The sequence below is a fragment of the Mesorhizobium sp. M7A.F.Ca.US.007.01.2.1 genome, assembly GCF_003998165.1.
In the GTDB taxonomy this organism is placed as follows: Bacteria; Pseudomonadota; Alphaproteobacteria; order Rhizobiales; family Rhizobiaceae; genus Mesorhizobium; species Mesorhizobium ciceri.
This window is the reverse complement of the sequence record NZ_RZQP01000006.1, coordinates 22,689-48,003: the sequence shown is the minus strand read 5'-3', so window position 1 is coordinate 48,003 and position 25,315 is coordinate 22,689. Positions and strand designations below refer to the sequence as shown.

Annotated in this window: 24 protein-coding genes; 6 read left to right on the top strand and 18 right to left on the bottom strand. The window is 63.8% G+C overall.

Going from position 1 to position 25,315, the window contains the following annotated elements:
• The first annotated feature begins 3 nt into the window (after window positions 1-3).
• Entirely contained in the window at window positions 4-1,278 is a 1,275-nt protein-coding gene (locus tag EN949_RS02140; protein WP_063170348.1) for an FGGY-family carbohydrate kinase, read from the top strand.
• Window positions 1,275-2,126 (top strand): TIGR01459 family HAD-type hydrolase, encoded by an 852-nt coding sequence (locus EN949_RS02135; RefSeq protein WP_063169121.1) that lies wholly within the window; start codon window positions 1,275-1,277, stop codon window positions 2,124-2,126. The genes EN949_RS02140 and EN949_RS02135 overlap by 4 nt, the downstream gene beginning before the upstream one ends.
• On the opposite strand, the gene EN949_RS02130 is transcribed toward EN949_RS02135, so the two are convergent.
• Entirely contained in the window at window positions 2,113-3,123 is a 1,011-nt protein-coding gene (locus EN949_RS02130) for a sugar-binding transcriptional regulator (RefSeq protein ID WP_013529333.1), read from the bottom strand. The genes EN949_RS02135 and EN949_RS02130 overlap by 14 nt on opposite strands.
• A gap of 156 nt (window positions 3,124-3,279) precedes the next feature.
• Here EN949_RS02130 and EN949_RS02125 point away from each other — a divergent pair, with 156 nt between their 5' ends.
• The gene (locus EN949_RS02125; protein ID WP_063169122.1) at window positions 3,280-4,077 is read left to right on the top strand and encodes a hypothetical protein; all 798 of its coding nucleotides are present in this window, start codon (window positions 3,280-3,282) and stop codon (window positions 4,075-4,077) included.
• A 14-nt stretch (window positions 4,078-4,091) separates the two neighbouring features.
• Here EN949_RS02125 and ptsP read toward each other — a convergent pair whose 3' ends face one another.
• The 5 genes from ptsP to EN949_RS02100 form a co-directional block, all read right to left on the bottom strand.
• Window positions 4,092-6,071, bottom strand: a complete 1,980-nt coding sequence (gene ptsP / locus EN949_RS02120; RefSeq protein ID WP_063169123.1) for a phosphoenolpyruvate--protein phosphotransferase — start codon at window positions 6,069-6,071, stop codon at window positions 4,092-4,094.
• Window positions 6,072-6,127: 56 nt separating this feature from the next.
• Window positions 6,128-6,508 (bottom strand): PTS glucitol/sorbitol transporter subunit IIA, encoded by a 381-nt coding sequence (locus tag EN949_RS02115; protein WP_013529330.1) that lies wholly within the window; start codon window positions 6,506-6,508, stop codon window positions 6,128-6,130.
• A gap of 109 nt (window positions 6,509-6,617) precedes the next feature.
• On the bottom strand, window positions 6,618-7,619 hold the full coding sequence (locus tag EN949_RS02110) for a PTS glucitol/sorbitol transporter subunit IIB (protein ID WP_013529329.1): 1,002 nt from the start codon (window positions 7,617-7,619) through the stop codon (window positions 6,618-6,620).
• A gap of 16 nt (window positions 7,620-7,635) precedes the next feature.
• Entirely contained in the window at window positions 7,636-8,397 is a 762-nt protein-coding gene (locus tag EN949_RS02105; RefSeq protein ID WP_013529328.1) for a PTS glucitol/sorbitol transporter subunit IIC, read from the bottom strand.
• 88 nt (window positions 8,398-8,485) lie between these two features.
• Window positions 8,486-8,923 (bottom strand): transcriptional regulator GutM, encoded by a 438-nt coding sequence (locus tag EN949_RS02100; RefSeq protein WP_013529327.1) that lies wholly within the window; start codon window positions 8,921-8,923, stop codon window positions 8,486-8,488.
• Between the two features lie 196 nt (window positions 8,924-9,119).
• Here EN949_RS02100 and EN949_RS02095 point away from each other — a divergent pair, with 196 nt between their 5' ends.
• Both EN949_RS02095 and EN949_RS02090 read left to right on the top strand, forming a co-directional pair.
• Window positions 9,120-9,761, top strand: a complete 642-nt coding sequence (locus EN949_RS02095; RefSeq protein ID WP_063169124.1) for a hypothetical protein — start codon at window positions 9,120-9,122, stop codon at window positions 9,759-9,761.
• Window positions 9,762-9,855: 94 nt separating this feature from the next.
• Entirely contained in the window at window positions 9,856-10,530 is a 675-nt protein-coding gene (locus EN949_RS02090; RefSeq protein WP_024503715.1) for an HAD family phosphatase, read from the top strand.
• Here the strand turns inward: EN949_RS02090 and EN949_RS02085 are convergent.
• The 6 genes from EN949_RS02085 to EN949_RS02060 form a co-directional block, all read right to left on the bottom strand.
• Complete coding sequence (locus tag EN949_RS02085) at window positions 10,527-11,690, bottom strand: DUF930 domain-containing protein (RefSeq protein WP_063169125.1); 1,164 nt, start codon at window positions 11,688-11,690, stop codon at window positions 10,527-10,529. The two genes, EN949_RS02090 and EN949_RS02085, sit on opposite strands and share 4 nt — an antisense overlap.
• 108 nt (window positions 11,691-11,798) lie before the next feature.
• Window positions 11,799-12,557, bottom strand: a complete 759-nt coding sequence (locus EN949_RS02080) for a 5'/3'-nucleotidase SurE (RefSeq protein WP_027162942.1) — start codon at window positions 12,555-12,557, stop codon at window positions 11,799-11,801.
• Entirely contained in the window at window positions 12,554-13,720 is a 1,167-nt protein-coding gene (locus EN949_RS02075; protein ID WP_063169126.1) for an MBL fold metallo-hydrolase, read from the bottom strand. Before EN949_RS02075 ends, EN949_RS02080 begins: the two co-directional genes overlap by 4 nt.
• Entirely contained in the window at window positions 13,720-14,799 is a 1,080-nt protein-coding gene (locus EN949_RS02070) for an ABC transporter ATP-binding protein (protein WP_063169127.1), read from the bottom strand. The genes EN949_RS02075 and EN949_RS02070 overlap by 1 nt, the downstream gene beginning before the upstream one ends.
• Entirely contained in the window at window positions 14,787-16,490 is a 1,704-nt protein-coding gene (locus EN949_RS02065; protein ID WP_063169128.1) for an iron ABC transporter permease, read from the bottom strand. The genes EN949_RS02070 and EN949_RS02065 overlap by 13 nt, the downstream gene beginning before the upstream one ends.
• Before the next feature lie 92 nt (window positions 16,491-16,582).
• Window positions 16,583-17,569, bottom strand: coding sequence for an ABC transporter substrate-binding protein (locus EN949_RS02060; protein WP_063169129.1), 987 nt, complete (start codon window positions 17,567-17,569; stop codon window positions 16,583-16,585).
• Window positions 17,570-17,827: 258 nt separating this feature from the next.
• Here EN949_RS02060 and EN949_RS02055 point away from each other — a divergent pair, with 258 nt between their 5' ends.
• On the top strand, window positions 17,828-18,799 hold the full coding sequence (locus EN949_RS02055; RefSeq protein WP_027162947.1) for a sugar-binding domain-containing protein: 972 nt from the start codon (window positions 17,828-17,830) through the stop codon (window positions 18,797-18,799).
• Here EN949_RS02055 and EN949_RS02050 read toward each other — a convergent pair.
• From EN949_RS02050 to EN949_RS02025, 6 genes are all read right to left on the bottom strand, one after another.
• A complete protein-coding gene (locus EN949_RS02050) occupies window positions 18,796-19,164 on the bottom strand; it encodes a hypothetical protein (RefSeq protein WP_013529317.1) in 369 nt (122 codons plus the stop codon). The two genes, EN949_RS02055 and EN949_RS02050, sit on opposite strands and share 4 nt — an antisense overlap.
• A gap of 114 nt (window positions 19,165-19,278) precedes the next feature.
• A complete protein-coding gene (locus tag EN949_RS02045; RefSeq protein WP_063169130.1) occupies window positions 19,279-20,673 on the bottom strand; it encodes a pyruvate dehydrogenase complex dihydrolipoamide acetyltransferase in 1,395 nt (464 codons plus the stop codon).
• 3 nt (window positions 20,674-20,676) lie between these two features.
• On the bottom strand, window positions 20,677-21,675 hold the full coding sequence (locus tag EN949_RS02040) for an alpha-ketoacid dehydrogenase subunit beta (protein ID WP_027163140.1): 999 nt from the start codon (window positions 21,673-21,675) through the stop codon (window positions 20,677-20,679).
• Entirely contained in the window at window positions 21,675-22,703 is a 1,029-nt protein-coding gene (locus tag EN949_RS02035) for a thiamine pyrophosphate-dependent dehydrogenase E1 component subunit alpha (RefSeq protein WP_063169131.1), read from the bottom strand. Before EN949_RS02035 ends, EN949_RS02040 begins: the two co-directional genes overlap by 1 nt.
• 2 nt (window positions 22,704-22,705) lie before the next feature.
• Window positions 22,706-24,034 (bottom strand): NAD(P)H-dependent oxidoreductase, encoded by a 1,329-nt coding sequence (locus EN949_RS02030; protein ID WP_127371042.1) that lies wholly within the window; start codon window positions 24,032-24,034, stop codon window positions 22,706-22,708.
• A 459-nt stretch (window positions 24,035-24,493) separates the two neighbouring features.
• Window positions 24,494-25,282 (bottom strand): 3-hydroxybutyrate dehydrogenase, encoded by a 789-nt coding sequence (locus EN949_RS02025; RefSeq protein WP_127367238.1) that lies wholly within the window; start codon window positions 25,280-25,282, stop codon window positions 24,494-24,496.
• Window positions 25,283-25,315: the final 33 nt, after the last annotated feature.

Sequence of the window (25,315 nt, the reverse complement as noted above, 5' to 3'; positions counted from 1 at the left end):
GACATGATGCCACTTGTCATCGGCATCGACATTGGCACATCAGGTGCGCGCGCCGTCGCCATGCGCCCTGATTTTTCCATAGCCGGGCATTCGGCCGTTCCACTCGACAGGTTTGGCGGCGATGGCCGAGCCCCCACGGCGTGGTGGCAAGCGGTCAAGGCGGCGCTGACGGAGCTGCTTTCCGGCATCGACCGCACGGCGGTCCGCGCCATCGCCGTCGACGGCACCTCCGGCACGCTGCTGCCGGTCGACGCCGCCGGGCTGCCGCTGGCCGAACCGCTGATGTACAACGACAAGGTCGATGACGACGACATCCTGGCCGCGATCGCCCGCACCGCGCCGGCTGCAAGTGCAGCGCACGGAGCGACATCCGGCCTCGCCAAGGCCCTGCGCTTCCAGCATCTACCGGGCATTGCGGCAGTGCTGCATCAGGCCGACTGGATTGCCGGAAACTTCTCCGGCCGCTTCGACGTCAGCGACGAGAACAATGCCCTGAAGACAGGTTATGATGTCGAGGCCCGCCGCTGGCCGGAATGGATCGCGGCGACCGGAATGCGCATGGAGTTGCTGCCGCGCGTGATCGTGCCGGGCGAGGTCACGGGCGCCCTCACCGCGGAAGCCGGGGAACTGTTCGGCTTGCCGCGCGATGTGGCCGTCGTCGCCGGCACCACGGATGGCTGCGCCTCGTTCCTGGCGACCGGTGCCGCCGCGATCGGCGACGGGGTCACTGCGCTGGGATCCTCGCTGACCATCAAGATCCTGTCCGACCGGCCGATTTCGGCGCCGCGCTTCGGCATCTACAGCCACCGGCTCGGCAACGCCTGGCTGGCGGGCGGTGCCTCGAACTCAGGCGGCAAGGTGCTGGCCCAGCACTTTCCGCTCGCCCGTATCATCGAACTCAGCGCGACAATCGACCCGGAGACGGGCACCGGCCTCGATTACTATCCGCTTCCCGCCACGGGCGAACGGTTTCCGATCGCCGATCCGGCGCTGCCGCCTCGCCTTGCGCCGCGGCCGGCGGACGACGCCGATTATCTGAAAGCGATGTTCGAAGGCATCGCCGCGATCGAAGCGCTCGGCTATGACAGGCTTGCCGAGCTCGGCGCGCCCACGCTGATATCGGTCAGGAGCGTCGGAGGCGGGGCAGCGAACCCGGCCTGGACGGCAATCCGGCGTCGCAGGCTCGGCGTCGATTTCCTGCCCGCGCTTTCCGACGAGGCCGCCGCCGGCACGGCGCGGCTGGCGCTGATGGGTGCAAGCCGGGCAGGACTCCTATGAGCGCGAAAACGATCGAACGTCTCGACGGCCTCGGGCCGCTGGCGGAGCGCTATAATGTGTTCCTGCTCGACCAGTTCGGCGTGCTGCACGACGGCACGCGGCCCTATCCAGGCGCGGCGGCAGCGCTATCGGCGCTGAAACGCGCCGGCAAGACCGTGGTGCTGGTTTCGAACTCCGGCAGGCGGGCTCAACCCAATGAAAGCCGGCTCATGAAACTCGGCTTCGAACCGGGAAGCTGGGATCATTTCGTTTCTTCCGGCGAGGTGGCGTGGCGATCCTTTGGGGAGATGGCGGCGTCGGGAAAGCTGCGCCCGGGGACAAAATGCCTGCTGATCAGCCGCGACAATGACCGCTCCGCGATCGAAGGCCTGCCATTTGCGCTGACCGGGTCCGGCGATGAGGCCGAGCTGGTGCTGATCGCGGCCAGCGAGGGTGACCGCTTTGACCTTGACCATTATCGCAGGCTGTTCGCGCCGGCGGCGGAGCGGCGGGTGCCGTGTTTCTGCACCAATCCCGACATCATCATGCTGACGGCCGTTGGCCCTCGCTTCGGCGCCGGCCGGCTGGCCGATCTCTACGAAAGCCTGGGCGGCAGCGTTACCCGCATCGGCAAGCCCGACACGGCGATTTTCGACGCCGCGCTGGCGCTGGCCGGCGAGCCGGACCGTGGCACCGTGGTCTGCGTCGGCGACAGCGTCGAACACGACATATCGGGGGGAAACAGCACCGGCATCGCCACCGCGCTGGTGCTGAGCGGAATACTGGCGGACACACCGGATCTCGCCGCTGTTTTCGACGAACAGCAGGCCTGGCCGGACTACATCATGGACAGCTTCAGCTTCCGCTGACCGCTTCCAGCATGCGCCGCGCGCTCTCCTCGTCGGTGATCAGGATGGTTGGGGCGATGAGGGTCATGGCGCCGAGCAGCGCTTCGGTTTTCTCCTCGCCACCGGAGGTGAGGATGCGGATCGGTGCCTTGCGCAGACGGTCGACATCCACCGACATCACGTGGCTGTTGACGGGGTGGTCGACCAGATCGCCGTTGCGGTCGAAGAAATGGAACAGGAGGTCACCCACGGCGCCACGCGCAAGCAGGGCCTCCCGATCCGCCTCCTTGAGGAAGCCACCACGAGAGAAGGTGGTGGCCGAGGCGATCCCGCCGACGCTCAGCAGAACGGCATCGAGCACGTCGGCCATTTCGAAAATCTCCTGCAGGCCGCAGCGCTCGATCAGGGCGATCTTGGTCTCGACGCTGTCGACCACGGCTGGTGTCGGCATCAGATAGCCGTCGCCCTGGAATATCTGAGCGAAGCGCCAGGCGAACTCGGCTGGGTTGACCCGGCGCACGACGCCGACACCGCCAAGCAGCGAAATCACCTTGAAGTCGGTGAGCGACTTGGCGCTGATGAAAGGCAGGCTCGAGAACAGCGTCTGCCCCCAGCCGACACCGACCCGCATGCCGGACTTCATCGTGTCCGACAGGAAGCTGCCGGTTTTGGCACTGATCGCTGGTATGGGATCGGCATCGGCTGCCGAAAGCGGCGCCACCAGCGCCTGCTGCAGCCCGAACGTCTTCTCCAATGCGCGCTCAAGCCGCACGATTTCCGACAATTCGCTCTCGATGGTGATCTTCACTTCGTTGCGCGCCCGGGCATCCGCCAGCATGCGCACGATGGTGACGCGACCGACGCCGAGCACGTCGGCGATCTCGTTCTGCGTCATCTGTTCGACGAAATACATCCAGGCGGCGCGAATCCTGAGGCGATCCGTCCGGCTTTCGCTGGCGACCTGCTCGGTTGCCTCGCCTCGACCGTCTTCGCTTTCGCCCTGTCGTCGTCTGCCCAAGTCTGTCTCTCCCCCTGCGGCGACGGACGAGGGCGCCGCCGCCGATTCTGCATGCTGGTCTAGTATCGCCTATTGATCTACCTATCGATAGGAACAATGTAGAGAGTGGCGGCTGCCCCGGTCGGCTATCCGCAGCAAATTTCAAGGCGATCCGCGATGCTCCGACAAATCTCCGAAGATGTCCGCGTCAATCTGAAGGACCGGCTGCGGGAAGTCCGCGAAATCATCCGCCAGAGCCGCCATGACGGCAGCGGCGATGCCAGCATCCTGCGCGAAGCAACCAGCCATCTGCCGCCGTTTCCAGGCAAGGGCATCGAAGGCCTGCTCAGCCATGCCGCGAGTGCCGTCGACGAAGCACTGTCGATCGCCGAAGCTTTCGTCCCGCATGAGCGCCCGATCAAGGTGGACGGCACCACGGTGAAGGGCCTCGGCACCTATTTCCCGGTCGGCAACGAGGATCGCCAACTGGACGCCGAGCGCCTGTTCCGGCGCGATATGTATTATCTGACCAAAGCGGTGCTTGCCGGCCTGAACATCGACAATGCCCGCATCCACGAAGCCGATTTCGCGGCCGTCCATGCCACGATGCGCAAGCGGCATGGCGATCTCCTGGCCGCATTGGCCGCGCCGGGTGCCGGACTGCAGGCAATCGCGGCCACCTGCTCGGCGCTGCTGGTCGAGTGCCTCAATCAGCGTCCCGTTCGCTTTGCCGAGACCGTGCCGGGAACGCCGGCGGGCGGCCGGGCGCTCGACATAAGCTGCCTGGCGCCGCTCGCTTTGGCCTGCGGCCTGGCGACCACCGGCAGCGACGGCGCGCCGGAGCCGGACATGCTGGAGATCGCGATCCTGGCGGCGGATATTCGCCACGATCGCATCGTTCAGGCTTGCGCCAAGGCAAACCCGATCGCTGAGCTGACACCGGTCTTCGCCACCTTGCTTGCCCATCTGCCGTAGTCAGCCGGCCTGGGCTAGCCTTCAGCGGCCATGGCCATGATCGCTTTCTTGGCGCGCTGGATCGAAGCCGGGCTCATCGAGAGTTCGGTCAGCCCCATCTTCACGAAGGTCGCAATCAGATCCGGACGGCCGGCCGCCTCACCGCACATGCCGACCATGATACCGGCGGCGACGCCGGCTTTTGCCGTCATTTCGATCGCCGATATGACGGCCGGATTGGTGACATCGTTGAGCTTGGCGACGGTCGGATTGAGCCGGTCGGCGGCCATGATGTACTGGGTCAGATCGTTGGTGCCGATCGAGAAGAAAGCGACCTCCTTGGCCAGCGCCGGGGCGATGAGCACGGCGGCCGGGGTTTCGATCATGACGCCGAGATCGAATGATGCGTGCGGCACGCCTTCGGCTTTCAGCTCGGCCGTGCATTCGTCGACCAGCACGCGCGTCTGCCTGACCTCCGAGAGGTCGGACACCATCGGCAGCATCACCTTGATGTTGCCGTGCACGGCTGCGCGCAGCAGCGCCCGCAGTTGGCGCTTGAAGATGTCGGGCCGGTCGAGACACATGCGGATGCCGCGCCAGCCGAGGAAGGGATTCTCCTCGTCGGGAAATTCGATGCCGGCAATCGGCTTGTCACCGCCGATGTCGAGCGTGCGCACAATGACCGGATAAGGCGCAAAAGCCTTGGCCAGCGCCGCATAGGTCTCGGCCTGCATGTCTTCCGAGGGCAGATGCATATGGCGCATGAACAAAAGCTCGGTGCGGAACAGGCCGATGCCCATGGCACCAGCCTCTTGCGCCGCTTCGATTTCCTCGAGTGAGCCGATATTGGCCGCCACCTCGATGATCCTGCCGTCGGCGAGCTTCGGCGTCACCGTCTTGAAGACGGTCAGCCCGGCGCGCTCCTTTGCCGCCGCTTCGACGCGGCCGGCGAAATCGGCACGGGTCGCCTCGTCGGGGTCGATGATCACATGGCCGGCATTGCCGTCGAGCGCGACGTCTCGCGCGGTACGCAAGGCATTGACCTGGTCGCCGAGGCCGAGCACTGCCGGAATGCCGTGCGAGCGCGCGATGATGGCGATGTGCGAGGTGGCGCCGCCATGGCCGCACACCACGCCGCCGATACGCTTCAGCGGCGCGCGTGCCAGATCCCAGGCGCCGATGTCGTCGGCGATCAGGATAGCCCCTTCGGGGATGTTTTCGAGGCTGACATCGTCTTGGCCCAGCAACACCAGGCAAATCTGCCGCCCAACGGCGTGGACATCATCTGCCCGCGCGTTGAGATAGTGATCGTCGACGGCGCTGAATTCGGCGGCAATGGTGGAGGCGGCGGTGATGACGGCGGAAACCGCGTCGTTGCCGCCCTTGATCAGGCCCTCGGCCTCACCAGTCAGGCTGTCGTCGGCGGCGATATCGCGCAGCGCGGCGACGATGCCGCGGTCTCCAGCCGACAGGCTGTCCTGCGCCAACGCATGATCCATGCGGGCCTGGACCGCGCCGACAGCCGTGCGGAACCTGTCGATCTCGCCTTTTATCTCCTCGGCCCGCAACATGCGGCCCTGTCCGGCGATATCGGGTGGGAAATGCGCAAAGGCCGGGCCGATGGCGAAACCTTCGCTGGCGGCCACGCCACGCAAGCGGTTTGCCCCGCCAGGTGCCGCCGGCACGGATCCCGGCGCGGGTGCCGCTTCCTGCCCGGCATCGTTGGCTGGGCTCTGCGCTTCCGCTTCATCATCGAGGCCGGCCCGCGGATTCTCGAGATAGCCGATCAGCGCCTCGAGCGCCTCGATGGCATCGGCGCCATTCGCCCGCACCGTGACTTCCTGGTTCTCCTTGACCGCCAGCAGCATCAGCTTGACCGAACTCTTGGCGCTGACCGCCTTGCCGTCCTTGATCAGTTCGACGTCGGATTCGAAGCCCTTGGCGAGCTTCACGAACCGCGTCGCGGGACGGGCGTGCAAACCTTCATGCACTCTGACGATGGTCGAGCGTTCCATGGCAAATACTCTGGTTTTGGGCGCCGCTCCCAACATGGGCCGCGGCGCGAATGCTGTCAGGCGGCGATGGTGATGATCGCGCCGGTCTTCAGGGCGGCCACGAGCGCTTGCGGATCGACTTGCGACGCACAGATCTCGCCCGGTCTCTCGGCCTCGGTAGCGCCGTTGAACGAAATGACGACATGACCCATTTCCAGCACCTTGCTCCACGCGCTGGAGCCGACCGCTGTGATAACAGCGGCAACCGGGCCGAGGGTGATCGAAGCGCCCTTGGCGGGCGCTCCGTCACTTGGTCCCTGCTCCGCCTTGTGGAGCACCGAAACCTCGGCAAGCTCCGGCGGCGAGCCATCCGCAAACAGGATGACCACGCCCCCTTCGGCAAGGTCCGCCACTTCGGGGCCGATGGCAGTGACCCGTGTTCTCAAAAGAACCGTCATATGGCGAACCTCATTTTCTCAAACTTTCCCTAGAGCGGTGAACCGCTCTATCTCTTTGTTTTGACGCAGTTTCCAAGGGAAAGCATTGTGCGCTTTTCCCGGAATTGCCTTAGAACACGATCAGGCTGACGACCCAGGCGATCAGCACCGAGACCGGACCCATGATCTGGCGGCTGATGAGCACCGCCGGAACGCCGATTTCGATCGTCTTAGGCTTGGCCTCGCCGAGCGCCAGGCCGACGGGGACGAAGTCGCAGCCCACCTGGGTATTGTAGGCAAACAGCGCCGGCAGTGCCATTGCCGGCGAAATCGTGCCGTTGGCGATCTGCGGGCCGATGATGGCGACGCCGATGACCTGCGCGATGACAGCGCCTGGCCCGAGGATGGGCGACAGGAACGGCAGGCCGCAGATCGCCGAGATGATCAGCAGGCCGACGATGTTGTTGGCCAGCGGACCCATCGGCTGCGCCAGCACATCGCCGATGCCGGTATACAGGATCAGACCGATGAGCATGGTCACGAAGGCCATGAACGGCAGCACGTTGCGGATGACCTGGTCGATGGTGCGGCGGCCGGCATTGAAGAAGATGCCGACGATACGTCCCATGACGCGGCCGATCGTGCTGATGAGGCCGATCAGCCCACCTTCGCTCGGCAGCGGCTGTGGTGCCGCGGTCGCATTGTTGTTTGAACTCATCGCTGCTGCTCCCCCTGCAGTCGTGATCGTTTCGGATCCGTCCGCCATTGTGATGTTGGCCGGCTTCACGCCCGAAACGTAGATGTCCTCGGTGATGAACTGGGCCAGCGGCCCGGATTGACCGACCGGCGTCAGATTGACGGTCGGGATACGTTTGCGCGGATAGACGCCGCATCGTGCGGTGCCGCCGCAATCGACGACGACAACCGCCATCTCGCTTTCGATCGGCGGTGCCCTGAAGCCGTCGACGGCCTCGGCGCCGGTCATGTCGGCGATGAGCTGCGCCACCGGGTGAATGCCACCACCGGTGACGGAAACCACCTTGCTGCGCTGTTCGGTCGGCTCGATGATGAGCGGGCCACCCCAGCCGGTTTTGCCCTGGGAGATTTTTACGGCTTTATATGTCTTGGCCATGATGTCCTCCCCGCCCTTACAGCTCGACGCCTTGGCGGCGTGCCATGATCGCGGTGATGCGTTCGGTCAGCATGCCCTTGAGCAGGATGACGACGAGGCCGACGATGGCGTACCAGATCGCCACCTTGACGTGGTAGCCGGCGACGACGACGCCCTTCTTTTCCAGCTCCAGCAGCGCGACGAGAATGCCACCCCAGACGAAATACTCGCCGGGATTGATGTGCGGGAACAGGCCGAGCGGCGGGTGCACATAGGACACGGCCGCGTCATAGAAGGCTGGCTTGTGCTTTTCTTCCAGGAACGATCCGAACGTATAGGCCATCGGATTGGTGAGGAAGAACACCGCCAGCAGCGGCAAAAGCGTGTAGCGCGTCAGCGCGATCCGGCCGGCGCCGCGCGCCAGGCCATGCACGCGCTCTTCACCGACCAGTTCGGTGACGGCATAGAAGGCCGTCATCAGCACGACCAGCGTCGGAATGATGCCGGTGACGAAGCCGGCGAAGACCTCGCCGCCCTTCTGGAAGATGCCGATGAAGTACTTGCCGATGGCGGTCAGCCAGCCGAGCTGCTCTTCCTGCTGGACGTCCTTCAGCTTTTCCTTGAACTGATCGACGGTGATCGGTCCGCTGTCCGCTTGTGCGAGGACAACGAGATGGTCGGAGGCATGCTCGACAGCGAGCTTGCCATGCAATGCGGCATCCGAAACCATGGCACCTGCGACATGCAGATTGTGCACGGCCATGTCGGCATGCTGCGCCAACAACGAAAATACAGACATTTCTCCTCCTTATGCCACCCGCCGGTTGATCCCAGTCGGTGCGCGGCGTCCTCTATCCCTTTGATTTAGAGCCCGAAATCATCCGGCTCTAAGCCCTTGCTACGTTCAAACCGGACAGGCCCGGCTTCTTCCCCGGCTCCGACCGTGTCTTGTCGATCTGCTCGATCGCCCGTTTCACGGCCTCGGCCACACCGGGTTCCCCCTCCCCCATGATTGCAGGGTTGGACCGGAGTCGATCGAGGGGAACACCCTCGAATTCTTCATGTCTCTTGAACTTGGTGAAGACGGAACGGCCGCTCATCACCATCAGGCGGCGCACGACCAGATCGGGCGTCACCACCACGAGCGCGATGGTGCCCTTGGCCAACCGGCCGCGAAAATTGCCGGCTCCGACGAAGCCGTCCTTGTACTGGTCGGTGACGCCCCTGAAGACATCCGAATAATGCCGCATCTGCAGCCAGACGCCGAGCGACTGCAGCGCCCACACGATAACCAGCAGAAGCAGTCCCCACTGCCAAATCGCCATTCGGTTCTCCTCCCGAAGCCTCAGTTGAATCGCACCTTGGACCGGCGCGTGACAACAGCAAAGTGAGAACATTTGTTTCCGAGAATGTCAATATGTATGATATTGGCCTCTGAAGCGGTCATCCACAGGGCCGCTGACAGATTTCGGCGGCGGCGCGCTTGTGCTAGGCTGACCGGGAAACAGGATACGAGGAAACATGGACCTGCCCTTCAGGGACGAACTGGCCTTGATGCCCGATCTTCGCCATCGGCTGCGGCAGTTGCGCTGGTTCCGCGCCACCTTTCGCGGCAGCGCCAAGGTGGTCTCGGACACGTTCGGCGTGCGCTTCGAGATCGACGAGGCCAAGCTCACCAGGGCCTTTCTCGACTGGGTCGAGATCATGGAGGGGCAGAAGCGCTTCGCCGCGATCGACCGCGCCGACTTCATCGTCTTTGCCGCCGGCCTCGTGCTGCGTGAGCTGATAAAACAGGCGCCGGCCAGGGAAATCTCCGGCCTCACGCAGCTGATCGAGACGGAAACGAACGCCGGCACGCTGGAAATCGTCCGCTTCTGGCCGGAGGGTTTCCTCTACACCAACTACTGCGTCTCGGTGATTTCGGCGATCCACGAGCAGGAATTCGGCACGACACCCGGGATCGACAAATGCGCCGACGATTTGCGCACCTGGTGGTCCTATCGCGAGAATGTGACCGAGATGCCGGCCTATGCGGTGGCTTTCCTCGACCGCTTTCTCGGCGCCGAACCGAACTGGATCACCCCGGATCGCGCGCAGTCCCGGCAAGCCATGCAACGGGCGCTCGTGTCTTCCCGTGCGAGCGATGCGTTGCGCCAGCTTTGAGCCCGCTCTTCGCGCCCCCAAAACCGCACGTGCTATTGAACATTTGACTTTTTGCCGATAGCGATGTGCGAAAATTGACTCGAGAGGGAAACGCGTGGCGCGACCAAGGCCTATTATTTTCGATTGCGACGGCGTTCTTGTCGACAGCGAGCCTCTGGCCGCCCGCGCCTATGAGCGCGTCTACGAAAAGCACGGCATGCCCGGCGTCAACACCAGCGTCATCGCCCAATGCATCGGCATGAAGCAGTCCGATATCATCGCCAGGATCAAAGATTTGACCGGCCACCAGTTTCCGGCGGCGGCGGACGGCGACATCTGGGCCGAGACCAAGGTGCTGTTCTCGCAGGAATTGAAGCCGACACCGGGAATCACTGCCTTTCTGGAGGCGCTTGCAGGCGACCGCTGTGTCGCCTCGTCCTCCTCCGTCGAGCGCATAAACCACAGCCTTGCGGTGACCGGGCTGGCGCGTTTCTTCGGCGATGCGATCTACAGTTCCTCGATGGTCAAGAACGGCAAACCCGCGCCGGACATCTTCCTCTTCGCGGCGGACAAGATCGGCGCCAATCCCGTTGACTGCATCGTCATCGAGGACTCGCCCTTCGGCATCCAGGGCGCGATCGCCGCCGGCATGACGGCGATCGGCTACACCGGTGGCGGCCATACCTATGCCGAGCACGCCGCGCGGCTGACGGCTGCCGGTGCCGATTTCGTCTGCGCCGACTGGCAAGAAGTTAGCCGGCAATTGGCTAGGTTTGGTGTGCCGGCCTAGTTTAGACGATACTTTGTGAATCCACGGCTGGCCCATTCGCCAGGCGGCACGAGTGAGCCCACACGGAAGTTGAAGGACAGGACCCTCGTCGCATCGGCGTCGACTTCGCATCGGAAATTTAGGTTGTACCAAGCGTTTCTGGTGCTGAAGGCGGCCTGCGGAGGATTGAGAACATTGCCTTTGTCCAGCGTAATGGTTGGCACCCATTTGACCGTATAGTCGGCACTTTGCAGTTCCCGGCTCAGAACGTTGCCGCAAAGGGTGGCCACCCGCTGACCGCGCGGCACATTCTCCATGGAGCTTGTAGCGAACGCATTGCCGGTTGCCCCTTGCGAGTAAAGCTTTCTGACGCCCGGAAGGCCGGAATAGATTGGTGATCCTGCAACGTCGTCGTTGGTGGGATTTGACCTTCCAGCATTCCCGATCGGCGCTTTGAAAGCTCTTGCGGGTTTGAACGTCATTGTCTTGGCAGGTTTGGACTTTGCCTTTCCAGTCGAAGCTGGAGGCGCCGGCTTGTCACCGGTCTCAGCCGTCAATGGCTTTGGCGTCACGACGGCTTGCTTTTCGTCAGGTTGCGGTGCGAGTTCTTGTTTGTCCGGCTGCTGTTTGTCGGTGTCCTCGGTCGCCTGCTTTTCCTCGCTTTGCGCGGGCTTTTCGTCCGGCGCAACGGTGGCCGGCTTCTCGTCAGGCTTGCTGGGGTCTGCCTTCTGCTGTGGCGTTGCAGCCGGGGCGGGCTCCGTCGGCACGGGTGTCGGCGCGACAGGCGGCTTTGCAGCCTCATCCTTGGCCGGCGACGGCGTGTTGGGTTTAGCGCTGCTTCCGTCGAGCGATTTCTCCGGCCCGGTATCTTTCTGGCCGTACTGGAAAACGCGCTTCAGAACCTGGTCGTCTGGCGGTTTCGGCGGCGGCGGCTTTTGTTCAGGCGGCTTTTCAGCCTTCTTTTCAGGTGTCGGTTCCGGCGGCTTTGGAGCAGGTTTCGGCTTGGGCTTCTCGGGCGGCGGCACGATCGCGACATTGACGGGCTGTTCCTGCTGAACCGGCTGCTGCTCGGGTCTCGGCAGGCCATAGATCAGAAACGCCGCGATGAGCGCATGCAGGATCAGCGATGCGGGCAAAGCCCACAGCAAATGCCGCCGCCGTTCTCCTGTTTCGCCCTTCATCCGCACCGATGTGGAATGAAATAGCGGCGGCTTCAAGCATAGGTAGTGGATTGGCTTGATTTAACCGCTGACAGGTTGGTGATCGGATGACGACGCGCAGACCTCAGGTCAGCCAGTTTGCCGCTGGCGCGGGATCCCGTCCAGAAACCGTTCGTCCAGCCGCGTCTCGCCAAGCCAGTTCAGCCGGTTGATGCTGATGAAGCCGGCATCGATCGCGTCGTTCTCGTCGCCCGGCTGGCTGTCGTGAGCCCGCCCGCGCGGCACGGTGATGACCGTGCGGTCGCCGTCGCTCTCCACGATCTCGGCCTTGCGGGCGATCTTGTCGCGACCGATGCGCGGCTGGCGGATTTCGGCCGGCAGCGAGGTCGGCAGGTTGATGCTCAGCCAATGACCCTCAGCGGCCCAGTCGGCGCGCGATTGCCACAGGGACACGATCAGCGCGCCAAGCCATTGGTCGTCGCCATCGGTGAAATCAGGATTTTTCACGCGTGAGAAGCCAATGGCCGGAACGCCCCAGAAAGTGGCCTCCCGCGCAATGCCGAGCGTGCCGGAATAGGCAAGGTCCTCGGCAACGTTGCGGCCATCGTTGACACCCGACAGCACCAGATCTGGCTTCTTCGTATCGGCGAACAACCAGGTCATGGCGCTTACCACGCAATCGGCCGGGGTGCCGGAACAGGCGTACCAGTTCGGTTTGAGGCGCCGCATGGTCAACGGCCTGGCAATCGTCAATGACGAGCCGGCGGCGGTGCGCTTGCCGTCGGGCGCGACCACCCAGACATCGCCGCTCAACGCGCTGGCGGCCGCGACCAGACGGGCAAGCCCCGGCGCTTCGATGCCGTCATCGTTGCAGATCAGAATTCTCATCGTTTTCTTGCCTCCGACACCACTATGCGCTGGCCGGTGCGGCATTGCGTGCGCAGCGAGGGGATGTGGGATTGCAGGTCGCCGAGAAGATCCGGCGTGCAGGAATGGCCGAGTGCCGCGGGACGGCCGGCCTTCTCCCAGATATCGACATTGCCCGACAGCGTCGGATGGGTCGGCATGCGTACCCAGTCCGCCCGACCGGCCTTGTGCAACACATCGCCCGGCGAACCTGACGGCAGATGCCCGGTAAGCAGCACCGGAAAACCGGAATGGTCGGCACGCGGCAAGAGGCGCGACGATGGGCCGGCTTCACCCATGCCGTCATCCGCCAGCAGCGGCATGGACGGCAGGGGATCGGCATCGGTCCAGTCGGCTGCGTCTTGCAGGCGGCGGCGCAGCAACGTTGAAACGCCCGGCAACAGGGCTGCCGTGGCGCCGATCTGCGCTTCCAGGGACGAGCGCATGCCGGCATGGATGGCGAACGGCCCTGGCAAGGCCGCGATCAGCTCCAGCGACCGACCCGAGAGCGGCGTCGGCAAAAGACACCCGCCCGAATGCCTCGCAACCCATTGCGAGATTTCGCGCGCACGCGCCGCCCCCGGCACCGGATCGGCGCCGTAGGAAGCATCGAGGACAAGCAGGTCGCAGTGCGGGATCGTGTCCATGACGAAGACATTGCTGTCCGGCACCACATCGGCGGAATAGGCGACGCGGCTCTCGCCATCGTCCACGGCAAACCAGACGCCGCCCACGACATGCCCGGAGCGTCCCGTCCGGATCGTGAAATTGCCGCTGTTCAACGTGTCGCCGGGTTCGAACAATTCGAGGCGATCTTCGGGAAAAGGGAACCGCCTGAAATCCTCGGGCTCAGCATAGCCGGCGAGCGTGGCAGGCGCCTCGTCGCGGGTCTCGGCGGTCATGAAGATCGGACCGGCATAACCGCGCGACAGCAGCCAGCTCAGCGCGCCGATATGATCCTCATGCGCATGCGAGACGAACAGCGCATCGATGTCGGCGACCGAGCCGTTCAGCGCCGGATAGTAGTCCGCCCCCGAGGCGCCGACCTTGATGCCGACGTCGAGCAGGATGCGATCCTTGCCGCTGCAGACAGCAAGGCTGGTGCGGCCCTTTTCGCCAAAGCCGCCGAGCAGGTCGAGCATCATCACGATGCCGCCCCCGCCGCCGGGATCAGCCAGCCGGAGCGTATCCGCAGGCGTGCCTGGGCTCCGCTCTCCAGCGCGACTGGATCGGGCTGTTCGAAATGCAAGGTGAGGTCGGGATTGGTCGAAGGCGTGAATTCGATGCGCGCCGAGCCACCCTGGTAGATCACCCGCTTGACCAGACCATCGAAGCCGGGACCGTCCGGCGACACGTCGAGATCGGCCGACCGGCAGCAGACCTTTGCCCCGGTTCGCGGCCGCTCGCCTGGCCGGCAGCGGACAACCAGTTCCGCGCCGAGAACGCGGACCTTGCAGTGCCCTCTTTCTTCCGCGCTCAACACATCCGCAGGCAGCAAAATGCCCTGCGAAATGAAGGAAGCCACCATTTCATTTGCCGGCTCATGATAGAGTTCGCGTGGCGTCGCCAGCTGGGCAAGACGCCCGCCATCCATCACCGCGATCCGATCGGCCAGCGCCATCGCCTCGGCCTGGTCATGGGTGATGTAGACGATCGTCGTGCCCGTGCGCTTGTGGAAGGACGCGAACTCGTCCTCCATCGAAGCCCTCAGATGCACGTCGAGATTGGCCAGCGGCTCGTCGAACAGAACCAACGAGGGCGCGGCGACAAGGCAGCGCGCCAATGCCACGCGCTGGCGTTGGCCGCCGGACAGATTGGCCGGCCGACGCTCGCCCAGCCCTTGCAGATTGACCAGGGCGAGTGCGTCTTCAACCTTCTGGCGCGCGACGGCCTTGTCGAGCTGCGCCACCTTCAGCGAATAGCCGATGTTTTCGGCGACCGTCATGTGCGGCCACAGCGCGTAGTTCTGGAAGACGATGCCGACGCGCCGCTTTTCCGGCGCGACGCTGCCGCCCTTGCCCGACACGACCTCGCTGCCGATACGGATCTCGCCTGACGTCACCTTCTCGAATCCGGCAACGAGCCGCAGCAGCGTGGTCTTGCCGCAGCCGGACGGCCCGAGCACTGCCAGGAACTCGCCGTCGCCGACATCGATCGATACGTCCTTGACGGCATCGAAATTGGCGAAGCTCTTGGTCACATTGTCCAGGCTCAATCGCGCCATGGCAGCACTCCGGTCGGAAGGTAGGGGGCAAGCAGATTGGTCACCAGCATCAACAGGAAAGTGACCGCCACAGTGATGACGGACATCGCCGCCGCATAGTTGGAATCGCCGCCCTGCTCGAAGGAAAACATCACGACACCGATCGTCTCCGACCCGGACGACCACAGCAGCGCCGAGACGGTAAGTTCGCTGAGCGCCGTCATGAAGATCAGTAGTCCGCCGGCGATCGCCGCCGGTGCCACCAGGGGAAAGATGATCGTGCGCATGCGCGTGAACAGCCCGGCGCCCGCTACTTGCGCCGCCTCCTCCAGCGCCCGGTCGATCTGGTGATAGCCGCTGATGGTCGGCCGCAGCGCCAGCACCAGGAAACGGGCGAGATAGGCGTAGAGGATGATCCAGACGGTGTTGTAGAGCTGGATGCCGGTGAGCGGGATCGGCCGCAGGAACATGAGCAGCGAGGCGATCGCCAGCACCACGCCGGGCAAAGCATAGGGCAGCTCGACCGACAGATTGAGCAGCCGCACCCAGCGCTGCTTGCCCCATGCGATCAGATAGCCGATCGGCACTGCGACCAGGACCGCGAAGAAGGCCGCCGCGATCGACAGCCAGAAGCTGTTGAAGAAGGCGCGGCTGGCCGCGTCATGCTCGAACAGCACGAAGCGATAATTGTCGAGCGTTGCCGTCTTGGCGGTGAGCGCGATGCCGTAGCCCGGCACCAGCGATGTCAGAACCAGCCCGAACAGCGGCAGGAACAGCACCACGATGATCAGCAGCCACATGCCGGCCTGGACCGTAGGCCGCCAGCGACCGAGTTCATAGGGTTCGGCCGAAAGCGACGTGGAGCTGATGCGATAGTCGCGGCGGCGGCTCATGATCTCCTGGGCAAGGATACCCGCCATGGCGATGATGCCGATCAGCACCGATAGGAATGCGGTTTCGCCGAGCACGGCGGGGCCGCCGCCGGCCAGCTTCTGATAGATCAGCGTCGGCAGCACGAGATAGTTGGCGGGAATGCCGAGAAAGGCCGGAATGCCGAAATTGCCGACGCATGAGACGAAGGCAAGGGCAGCGGCCGCCATGATCGACGGCGTCATCAAGGGCAGCACGATGGTGACCAGCACGGTGAACCAGCCGGCACCGCCCGCCCGCGCGGCTTCGACCAGCTCGCGCGGCAGCTTGCGCAGCCCGGCGCGCACCAACAGGAAAACCAGCGGGCCATACTGCACGCCGAGCAGCAGGATGATGCCCGATGTCGAATAGAGCGGGTTCCTGGTACCGAGCGGCGGTGCCGCCCCGAACAGCTTGAGGAACGGGCTTGCCGGGCCGAACAATTGCAGCCAGGCCAGCGCCGTCACCTGCGGCGCGATCATCAAGGGCATGACGTAACAGAGCACCATGGCGCTGCGAGCGCGGATATCGGTCAGAGTGACGAGGACGGCCACCAGCGTTCCAGACAGCACCGCAAGCAGGGTGCCGCCGATACCGACGACCAGTGTGTGCCAGGTGGCGATCCAGGTCGCCGGACTGGCGAGCCCCGCCTTTATCGCGACGGTCGACAGCGTGCCGCCGGGCGCCACGATCTCCTTGATCAGGCGCAGCATCGGCAGCAGGGAAAGCAGGACGATGACGATGGCTACCGCCGCCGTCAGGACCATTTCCTGGCCCCGGCTTTCCCTGATCCGTGTTGACATGATTGCGTTTCCTGGGGTCGATCAGCCGATGCGATCGGGGTTTTGCCCGTCAGGGATACCGCTGGGACGGCACCCCTGACTGGATTGCCGGCTCAGCCCCCGAACAATTCCGAGAACTTCGCCTTGTCGGCGTCGGTTTTGGCGACGATTGCCTTGGTGTCGAACGGCATCACCTTGACCTTGACGCCTTCCGGCAGCCATTCGGGGCGGCCGACCGAGGCGCGCGCCGGCAGATAGCCCATCGAAAGCGCAAGCTTCTGGCCGTCATCGGAAAGAATGAAGTCGACGAACTTCTTGGCGCCGTCGACATTCCTGGCGGTCTTCATGATGGCGACCGGTTCGGTCACTGCCGGCACACCTTCCGAGGGGAACACGAACTCGACCGGGGAACCCTTCTTCTTGGCGTTCATCGCCATGAAGTCGACCAGGATGCCATAGGGCTTTTCGCCCGATGCCACCGCCTTCAGCACCGCACCATTGCCGCGCACGCTGACGGTGTTGTTGGTCTTCAGCTTCTGGAAGAAATCCCAGCCATAATTGGCGTCGCCGACGAAGCCCGAAAGCAGGTAGGCGGCGGCACCCGAATAGAGCGGGCTCGGCATGACCAGGCCATCGGCATAGGCGGGCTTGGCAAGATCGGCCCAATGCTGCGGCTTCTCGGCCGCGGCGGTGTTGTAAACGATGCCGGTGGTGATCAGCTTGCTGCCGAAATAGGTCTTGTCGGCGTCATAGGCATCCGCCTCGATGCCATCGAGCTTTGCCTCGGGATAGGGCAGTAGCCGGTCGTCCTTCTTCAACAGCTCCATCGAGACCGCATCGGCGATCAGAAGCACGTCGGGCTGCGGGCTGCCGGCGGCAAACTCGGCCGCCATCTTGGTGAGGATGTCGCTCGTTCCGGAGCGATAGATATTCACATCGATACCCGGCTGCGCCTTCTTGAAGGCATCCACGGTCTTGGCCGCGTCGGCTTCCGGCTGGGACGTGTAGAGCGTCAGTATTTCGGCGTTTGCCACGCCGGCAAACAAAGTTGCCGCGAGCGCCAGCTGGCTGGCCAGCAGCTTGATGAAGTGCGTCTTCAATGAGACCTCCTGTCTTTCTGTGCATGACCGGTCCGGCTCTGGCCGGCTCCCCGTCTCTTCCTCCCTGCACGGCGCATATGACTGGTGGATGACACAGCGCGTGAAACCCACAAAATATGTTCATATGTACGATGTCAATTACAAATGAACAGAAATGTGCGACAATCGACACGCCGCAGATCCGGCATCAGTTGACATCCGGCCGGTATTTCCTTGATGAGCACCGGTCAGGCCACGGCTCATGAGGGACAGGAACCGATGACCACAGAAAAACCCAGACAGGCTCGCCTGCCGATGGTCTCGTCGGACCTTACCGTCAAGACGGCATGGCTCTACTATGTCGAAGGTTTCACCCAGGAACAGATTGCCGAAAAGCTCGATGTCTCCAGGGTGAAGGTCATGCGTACGCTGGCCTCCTGCACCGCCGAGGGCATTGTCGTCACCATGATCAACGCGCCGACCGCCGGGCAGGTGGCGCTCGAGCGGGGACTGGAAAAGCGCTGGGGTCTGAATGCCGCCGTCGTCATCCCGACGCCTTCGGCGCATGACCATCTGGAGAAAGCCATCGGCCATGCCGTCGCGGCCTATCTCGGCGAGCAGATGCAGGACGGCATGACGCTCGCCATCGGTGGCGGCGCGACCCTGCATGCCAGCCTCGGCTTCCTTGCCCGCCGGCAGTTGAAGCGTGCCTGTGTGGTGGCGCTCGTCGGCAGCCTGCCGCACTCGCAATGGATCAATCCGTCCATCGTTGCCGCCAAGGTAGCCGATGTCTTCGAGGTCGACAGCTACCAGATCACCGCGCCGGTCACGGTCGACAATTCCTCGCTGCGCGATCTCCTCTGGGCGCAGCCGACCCTGCAGGATGTACGCCAACGCGCGGCCGCCGCCGACATCGCGCTGCTCACCGTCGGCGACATGTCGCCGGACGCCACCATCTTCCGGCATGGCATCGTTCCGTCATCGCTGATCGCTCCGTTGAAAGCGAAGGGCGCGGTCGCCAACATGCTGTGCTATTTCGTCGATGCCAATGGCCGTTTGGTGGACCACGAGGTAAACGGGCGTGTCATGGCCATCGATCTCGATGTGGTCGGCAAGGTGCCGAATGTGGTTCTCGCCGCGGGCGGCAAGCGCAAGGTCGCGGCGATCCTCGCCGCACTGAAAGCCGTCGACACCAATGTGCTGATCACTGACAGCGATACCGCCACGGCGCTGCTTGCCAAGGGCGGTTAGATCAGCCCGCGCTCGCGCAAAAAATCCTCGACGCCGACATGGGTCATGGATTCGAATTCGGCGATCGCCTCGGCCACCCGCTTGCGCTGCGCCGCCAACAGTGTGAACACCTGCTTCATCTCGCCGGAAACACCAAAACGGCTCCACCGCTCGGCGATATGCGTGGGCAGACCGATGTCGGCGCAGAACGCGTCCAGACTGTCATAGCCGAGGCTGGCGACGAGCTGCCTGGTCTCCTCCGCCGACATGCGAGGCTCGAAGGCGTGGTCGTGCAGGCGCTGCGCCACCAGCTTGATGTCGGATGGCGACGCACCCATGACCTTGCCGAACAGGGTTTTGACGTCAGATGGGTCGAATGCAGGCATATTTGGCCTCCCTGGATCGCAATCCAGATAGAACATGGGTCAAGGGTCAGCGCCTGACAAGTCGTTTCTGTCGCAAGCCGGCGCATCAGTCGGCGCCGGCTTCTGCTTGGTGGATCAGACCAGCAGGCCCATCGGATTTTCAAGGAGGTTCTTGAAGGCGACCAGCAGTTCGGCACCCAGCGCACCGTCCACGGCGCGGTGGTCGGTCGACAGCGTCACCGACATCACGGTGGCTATTCTGATCTCGCCGTTCTTGACCACTGCCCGCTCCTCGCCGGCGCCGACTGCCAGGATGGTCGCGTGCGGCGGGTTGATGACCGCGGCAAAATCCTTGATGCCGAACATGCCGAGATTGGACACCGCCGTGGTGCCACCCTGATACTCTTCCGGCTTCAGCTTGCGGCTGCGGGCGCGACTGGCGAGGTCCTTCATCTCGTTGGAGATGGTGGACAGCGTCTTTTCGTCGGCTTTGCGGATGATCGGTGTGATCAGCCCGCCGGGGATCGACACGGCAACGCCGACATCGGCGTGCTTGTGCTTGACCATGGCGCTTTCGGTCCACGAGGCATTGGCATCGGGCACCGCCTTCAGCGCCATCGCCATCGCCTTGATCACCATATCGTTGACCGACAGCTTATAGGCCGGAGCATCACCCTTGTCGGTCTTCTTCACCGGGGCTGCCGCATTGATCTGCGTGCGCAGCGCCAGCAGCGCATCGAGCTCGCAGTCGAGCGTCAGGTAGAAATGCGGAATGGTGGTCTTGGCCTCGACCAGGCGGCGCGCAATGGTCTTGCGCATACTGTCATGCGGGACAAGGTCGTAGGAGCCCTGTTCGAACAGTTTCAGGACCTGATCGTCCGACATCGCCTTTACCGGCGCGGCAGGAGCAGCAGCCGGCACGCCAGCCGGAGCCTTGGCGGCAGGCGCCGTCTGGGCGCCGCCACCGGCAATGGCCGCGTCGACATCGGCCCTCACCACCCGGCCATACGGGCCGGTGCCAGATACGGTCGAGAGGTTCAGGCCGGCCTCACGGGCCAGGCGCCGGGCAAGCGGTGTTGCACGGCCGGCCGATGGCGATTGGCCGATCTCCGCCCTTGTGGGGGAGATGCCAAGTGGCGGCAAAGAGGGTAGGGCAGAGGGGTGCGTGACAGAATGAGACGTTGGCGCGACAGCGCCCCCCTCTGTCGACTTCGTCGACATCTCCCCCGCGGGGGGGGAGATTGGCGCCTTGTCCTGCTTGGCCGCAGCAGCATCAGCCCCATAGGCCTCACCGTCGGCATAGATCCACGCCACGGCAGCGCCGACCGCAATATCGACACCCTCTTTGCCGGTGACATCGCGCAGGACGCCGCTGGCCGGCGCATCGATTTCCATCGCCGCCTTGTCGGTCTCGATCTCGAACAGCACATCGCCCTTCTTGACGTGCGCGCCCTCCTCGGCAAACCAGCGCGAGATCTGTCCGGTCGCCATGTCCATGTCGACCTTGGGAAGAATGACTTCGGTCGGCATGGTCTAGCGGACCCCTTTCACGAGGTCGCGCGCGGCGGTGATGATGTCCGGAATTTGCGGCACCGTCGCCTTCTCGAGTTCCGGATTGTAGGGGATCGGCGTTTCGGCGCCGCCCAGCCGCACGATCGGCGCGTCGAGATAGTCGAACGCTTCGCTCTCGGCGATCATGGCGCTGACCTCGGCGCCGATGCCCAGCGTCTTGACCGCTTCGTAGACGCATAGCAGCCGCGACGTCTTCTTGACGCTGTCGATGACGGTCTGCTTGTCCATCGGCCGGATGGTCCGGAGATCGACGACTTCGACGTCGATGCCTTCGCTCTCCAGCACGGCTGCCGCGTCGAGCGCCTTCTGCACCATGATCGAGGTGGCGACGATGGTGAGATCCCGGCCCTCGCGGCGGATATCGGCCTTGCCGATCGGCACGGTGTAATAGCCTTCGGGCACCGGGCCCTTCATCTTGTAGAGCAGCTTGTGCTCGAAGATCATGACCGGATCGGGATCGGCGACCGCCGCCAAAAGCATGCCCTTGGCATCATAGGGGGTCGCCGGCTGGATGACTTTCAGACCCGGCACATGGCCGAGCCAGGCTTCGAGGCTCTGGCTGTGCTGAGCCGCCGCACCGGTGCCGGAACCGGCGGGAAAGCGCATCACCACGGGAACCGAAACCTCGCCGCCCAGCATGAAGCGCATCTTGGCCGCCTGGTTGACGATCTGCTCCATGGCAAGCGTGGCGAAATCGGAAAACTGGAACTCGAAGATCGGCCGCATGCCGGTGAGGGCAGCGCCCACCGCGACGCCCGCGCCGCCCAGTTCCGAAATCGGCGTGTCGATGACGCGGTCAGCGCCGTAACGTTCGACCAGGTCGCCGGTGACCTGGAAGGCGCCGCCATAGACGCCGATATCCTCGCCCATCAGGAAAACGCGTTCGTCCATGTCCATGGCGATCGCCATGGCTTCCTGGATCGCCTGGGCGTAGCTCAGTTCACGCACCATCGCGTCCATCACGCCTGCTCCGTATACACGTAATTTCCCGTCTCGCTGATATCGGGCGAAGGGCTCGCCTTGGCGAACTCGATGCCCTCGGCGATCTCTTGCGCCACGGCATCGCGAATGGCCTCGATGCCCTTGTCGTCGATGAAGCCGAATTCCCTGAGCTCGCTTTCGAACAGGGTGATCGGATCGCGGTTCGACATCCAGTCCTCGATCTCTTCCTTGGTGCGATAGCGGTTGCGGTCGCTCTTGGAATGGCCGCGATGGCGGTAGGTCTTGGACTCGATCAGCGTCGGCCCCTCGCCGGCGCGGGCTCGGGCAACAGCCTGATGAGACGCCTCGGCGACCTCGGAGAAGATGTTGCCGTTGACGATGACGCCCGGCATCGAATAGGCGGCGGCGCGCTCGGCGATGTTCTTGACCGCGGTCGAGCGGGCTGTCGATGTCGACATGCCGTAGCCATTGTTCTCGCAGACGAAAATGACAGGCAGCTTCCAGACCGCCGCCATGTTGAGCGCCTCGTGGAAAGCGCCTTCATTGTTGGCGCCATCGCCGAAGAAGGAGACCACGACCTTGCCGGTCTTCATCATCTTGGAGGACAATGCCGCCCCGACGGCGATCGGAATACCGCCACCGACGATGCCATTGGCGCCGAGATTGCCCTTGCCGACATCGGCGATGTGCATCGAGCCGCCACGGCCCTTGCAGTAGCCTGTGGTCTTGCCGAAGAACTCGGCGAACATGCGCTTGACCTCGGCGCCCTTGGCAATGCAGTGGCCGTGACCGCGATGCGTCGAGGTGATCTGGTCATCCTCGGCAAGCGGCATGCAGATGCCCATGGCGCTGGCTTCCTGGCCGATCGACAAATGCATGGTGCCATGGATGAGGCCGCGCGTGTAGCACTCCTCCGCACCCTCTTCGAAGCGGCGGATCAGGTACATCTTGTGGAGCACCTGCTTGAGCTGCTCGGCGCTGTACTGGCGGTAGACGAAGGGCAGATTGGCGCGACTGTCAGTGACGGCTTTGCTGGCTGTGGCCATGATCACGCTCCCCCGGTCCCATAGACGAGCTTGTCCTGGCGAGCGCGCAGTTCGGCGATCTTGGAGCCCGCCGCGGGCGCTGCATTCGCGTAGGTTATGAGTTCGCCCTTCTTGATCGGCGCGGTGACCGAGCCGCCCTGCAGCAGGCCGCAGGGAATGGCCTTGGCGGCGCGCGCCTCAGGCGTCGTCATGATCCAGGCGCGGTAGCAATATTCGCCGATCGCATCGAGCTTCTCGCCGGGCTTCATGTCCTTCTTGGCCACGGCGGCGACTTCGGCCACCGGCTTGGCCAGCGGCACCATGTCGGCCTTGCCGTAGAGCACGACGCGCGCGCAGGTCAGCGGCACCTCGAGCGAGGTCAGGTGATAGGGACGATGGAAAGTGAAATACGGGCCTTTGCCCATCTTCAGATCTTCCATGCGCTCGGAGATGCGCGGATGCGACATGTCGGCAACGACGAAGACGCCGGGCGCGACACCCTTGCCGATCGAATAGTCGACGACGCCGACCTTCGACAGAACGCCGCCATCCTTCTGCGGCACCAGCACCTTGGACAGTTCGCCAAGCGTCGCCGCCGGGCCATGCATGCCGGCCTTGTCTGGAACCAGGCCGGTGGCATTGGCGATTGCCGCCATCTCGACCATGGTCTTGGAGCCGTCGACGAATTCGACCAGCATGCGGACATTCATGTGCCGGCGCTTGGCTTCCTCCTCATAGTCCGGGGGAATAGCGTCGATGTTGAGCGGATTGTTCTTGCCCTTGCCGGCGGCAACGATCGGGTGACCCATGGCCGAGACGAACTCGATCAGCTCCATGCAGGAGGACGGCTCATCGCCGGCGCCCAGTGAATAGGTGACGCCGAGCCGGTCGGCCTCGCTTTTCAGATAGGCGCCGATGGTGACGTCGGCCTCGACATTCATCATCACCAGATGCTTGCCATGTTCCATGGCGCGCAGCCCGATCTCGGCGCCAACGGCGGGAACCCCGGTGGCGTCGATGACGACATCGATCAGATCATTGTTGATGACAAGGTCGGCGTCGTTGGTGACCGCGACCTTGCCGGCTTCCATCGCCGACGTCATAGCCGAAGCATTCGACACTTCGCGCGCATGCCCGGTTTCCTGGAAAGCGATATCGACGGCCTTGCTGGCAGCCGGCAGGTTCAGTTCGGAAATGGCGCCGATCTCGATGCCCGACATATGGGCGACACGAGTGACGATGTCGGTTCCCATCTCGCCCGAGCCGATCAGGCCGATGCGGATAGGCTTGCCCGACTTTGCGCGTTCCTCGAGATCGCGGGCAAGACCCGTCAACGAAACATTGGAAGCCATACCGCTCGTTCCTCCCATAATGCAGGCTTGTTCGATTGCCTGACGGGTATTGAACATCTGTATTTCTGTCAAGACTAATGTCCATATTTCCGTGCTTTTTGGACACTTTCACCGTAGTCCGGCGGGACGAGAAAGAGGCTGGGAAACCCGATGCCGCGCAGTCGCCGTCAGTGCGCGGATGGGCATCGGTTGGGATCGTTCAGTTCAGCAACGGCGCAGCCTGTTGCGCTGCCGTGCAATAGGCCGGCACATGCGACTGGCGGCATCTTGGCCCTCGCGGGAAGTCCTGCTCAGTGTCCCGCGAAGCCTGCCGGAGGCGGGCAACCCGCCGCGTCGATCGCAAAATCATGGAAATGCACGACCACGCCATCCGCATCAATTAAGATCACGGCATAGCCGGGTGCTTTTCTGCCAGCGCCCAGCGGCACCAGCAGGCAAACGGAACGCTTGGATTACCCTCTACTGTGCCGTCCAGCCGCCATCCATCGGCAAGGTGGTGCCGGTGACCTGCCTGGCCGCGTCCGAACACAGGAACAGCGTCAGCGCGGCGAGCTCGTCGACGGTGACGAATTCCTTGGTCGGCTGGGCGGCGAGCAGCACATCGTGCTTGACCTGTTCCTCGGTCATGCCGCGCGCCTTCATCGTGTCTGGAATCTGCCTTTCGACCAGCGGCGTCCAGACATAGCCCGGCGCGATCGCATTGACGGTGACGCCGTCGAGCGCTGCTTCGAGCGCTACCGTCTTGGTGAGGCCCGCAATGCCGTGCTTGGCCGACACATAGGCCGACTTGAACGGCGAGGCGACCAGCGCATGCGCCGAGGCGGTGTTGATGATACGGCCCCATTTGCGCGTCTTCATGCCCGGCAGTGCCGCCTTGATGGCGTAGAACGCGGCGAGCAGATTGATGCGGATGATGGCTTCCCACTTGTCATCGGGAAACTCCTCGATCGGCGCGACATGCTGGATGCCGGCATTGTTGACCAGGATATCGAGACTGCCGAAGGCAGCCTCGGCCTCACGCATCATGGCGCTGACCGCCGCGCCATCCATCATGTTGGCACCGGAATAGCGGCACTTGACGCCGAAATCCCTCTCGATGCCGGTGCGCTCCTGCTCGATGGCAGCCGCATCGCCAAGGCCGTTGATGGTGACATTGGCGCCTTCGGCGGCAAAGGCGCGGGCGATGGCCAGGCCGATGCCGCTGGTCGAGCCGGTGACGAGGGCGTTCTTCGAAGACAGGAAACCCATGATGATCTCGCAAGAGGTGGGAGGGAACGAACG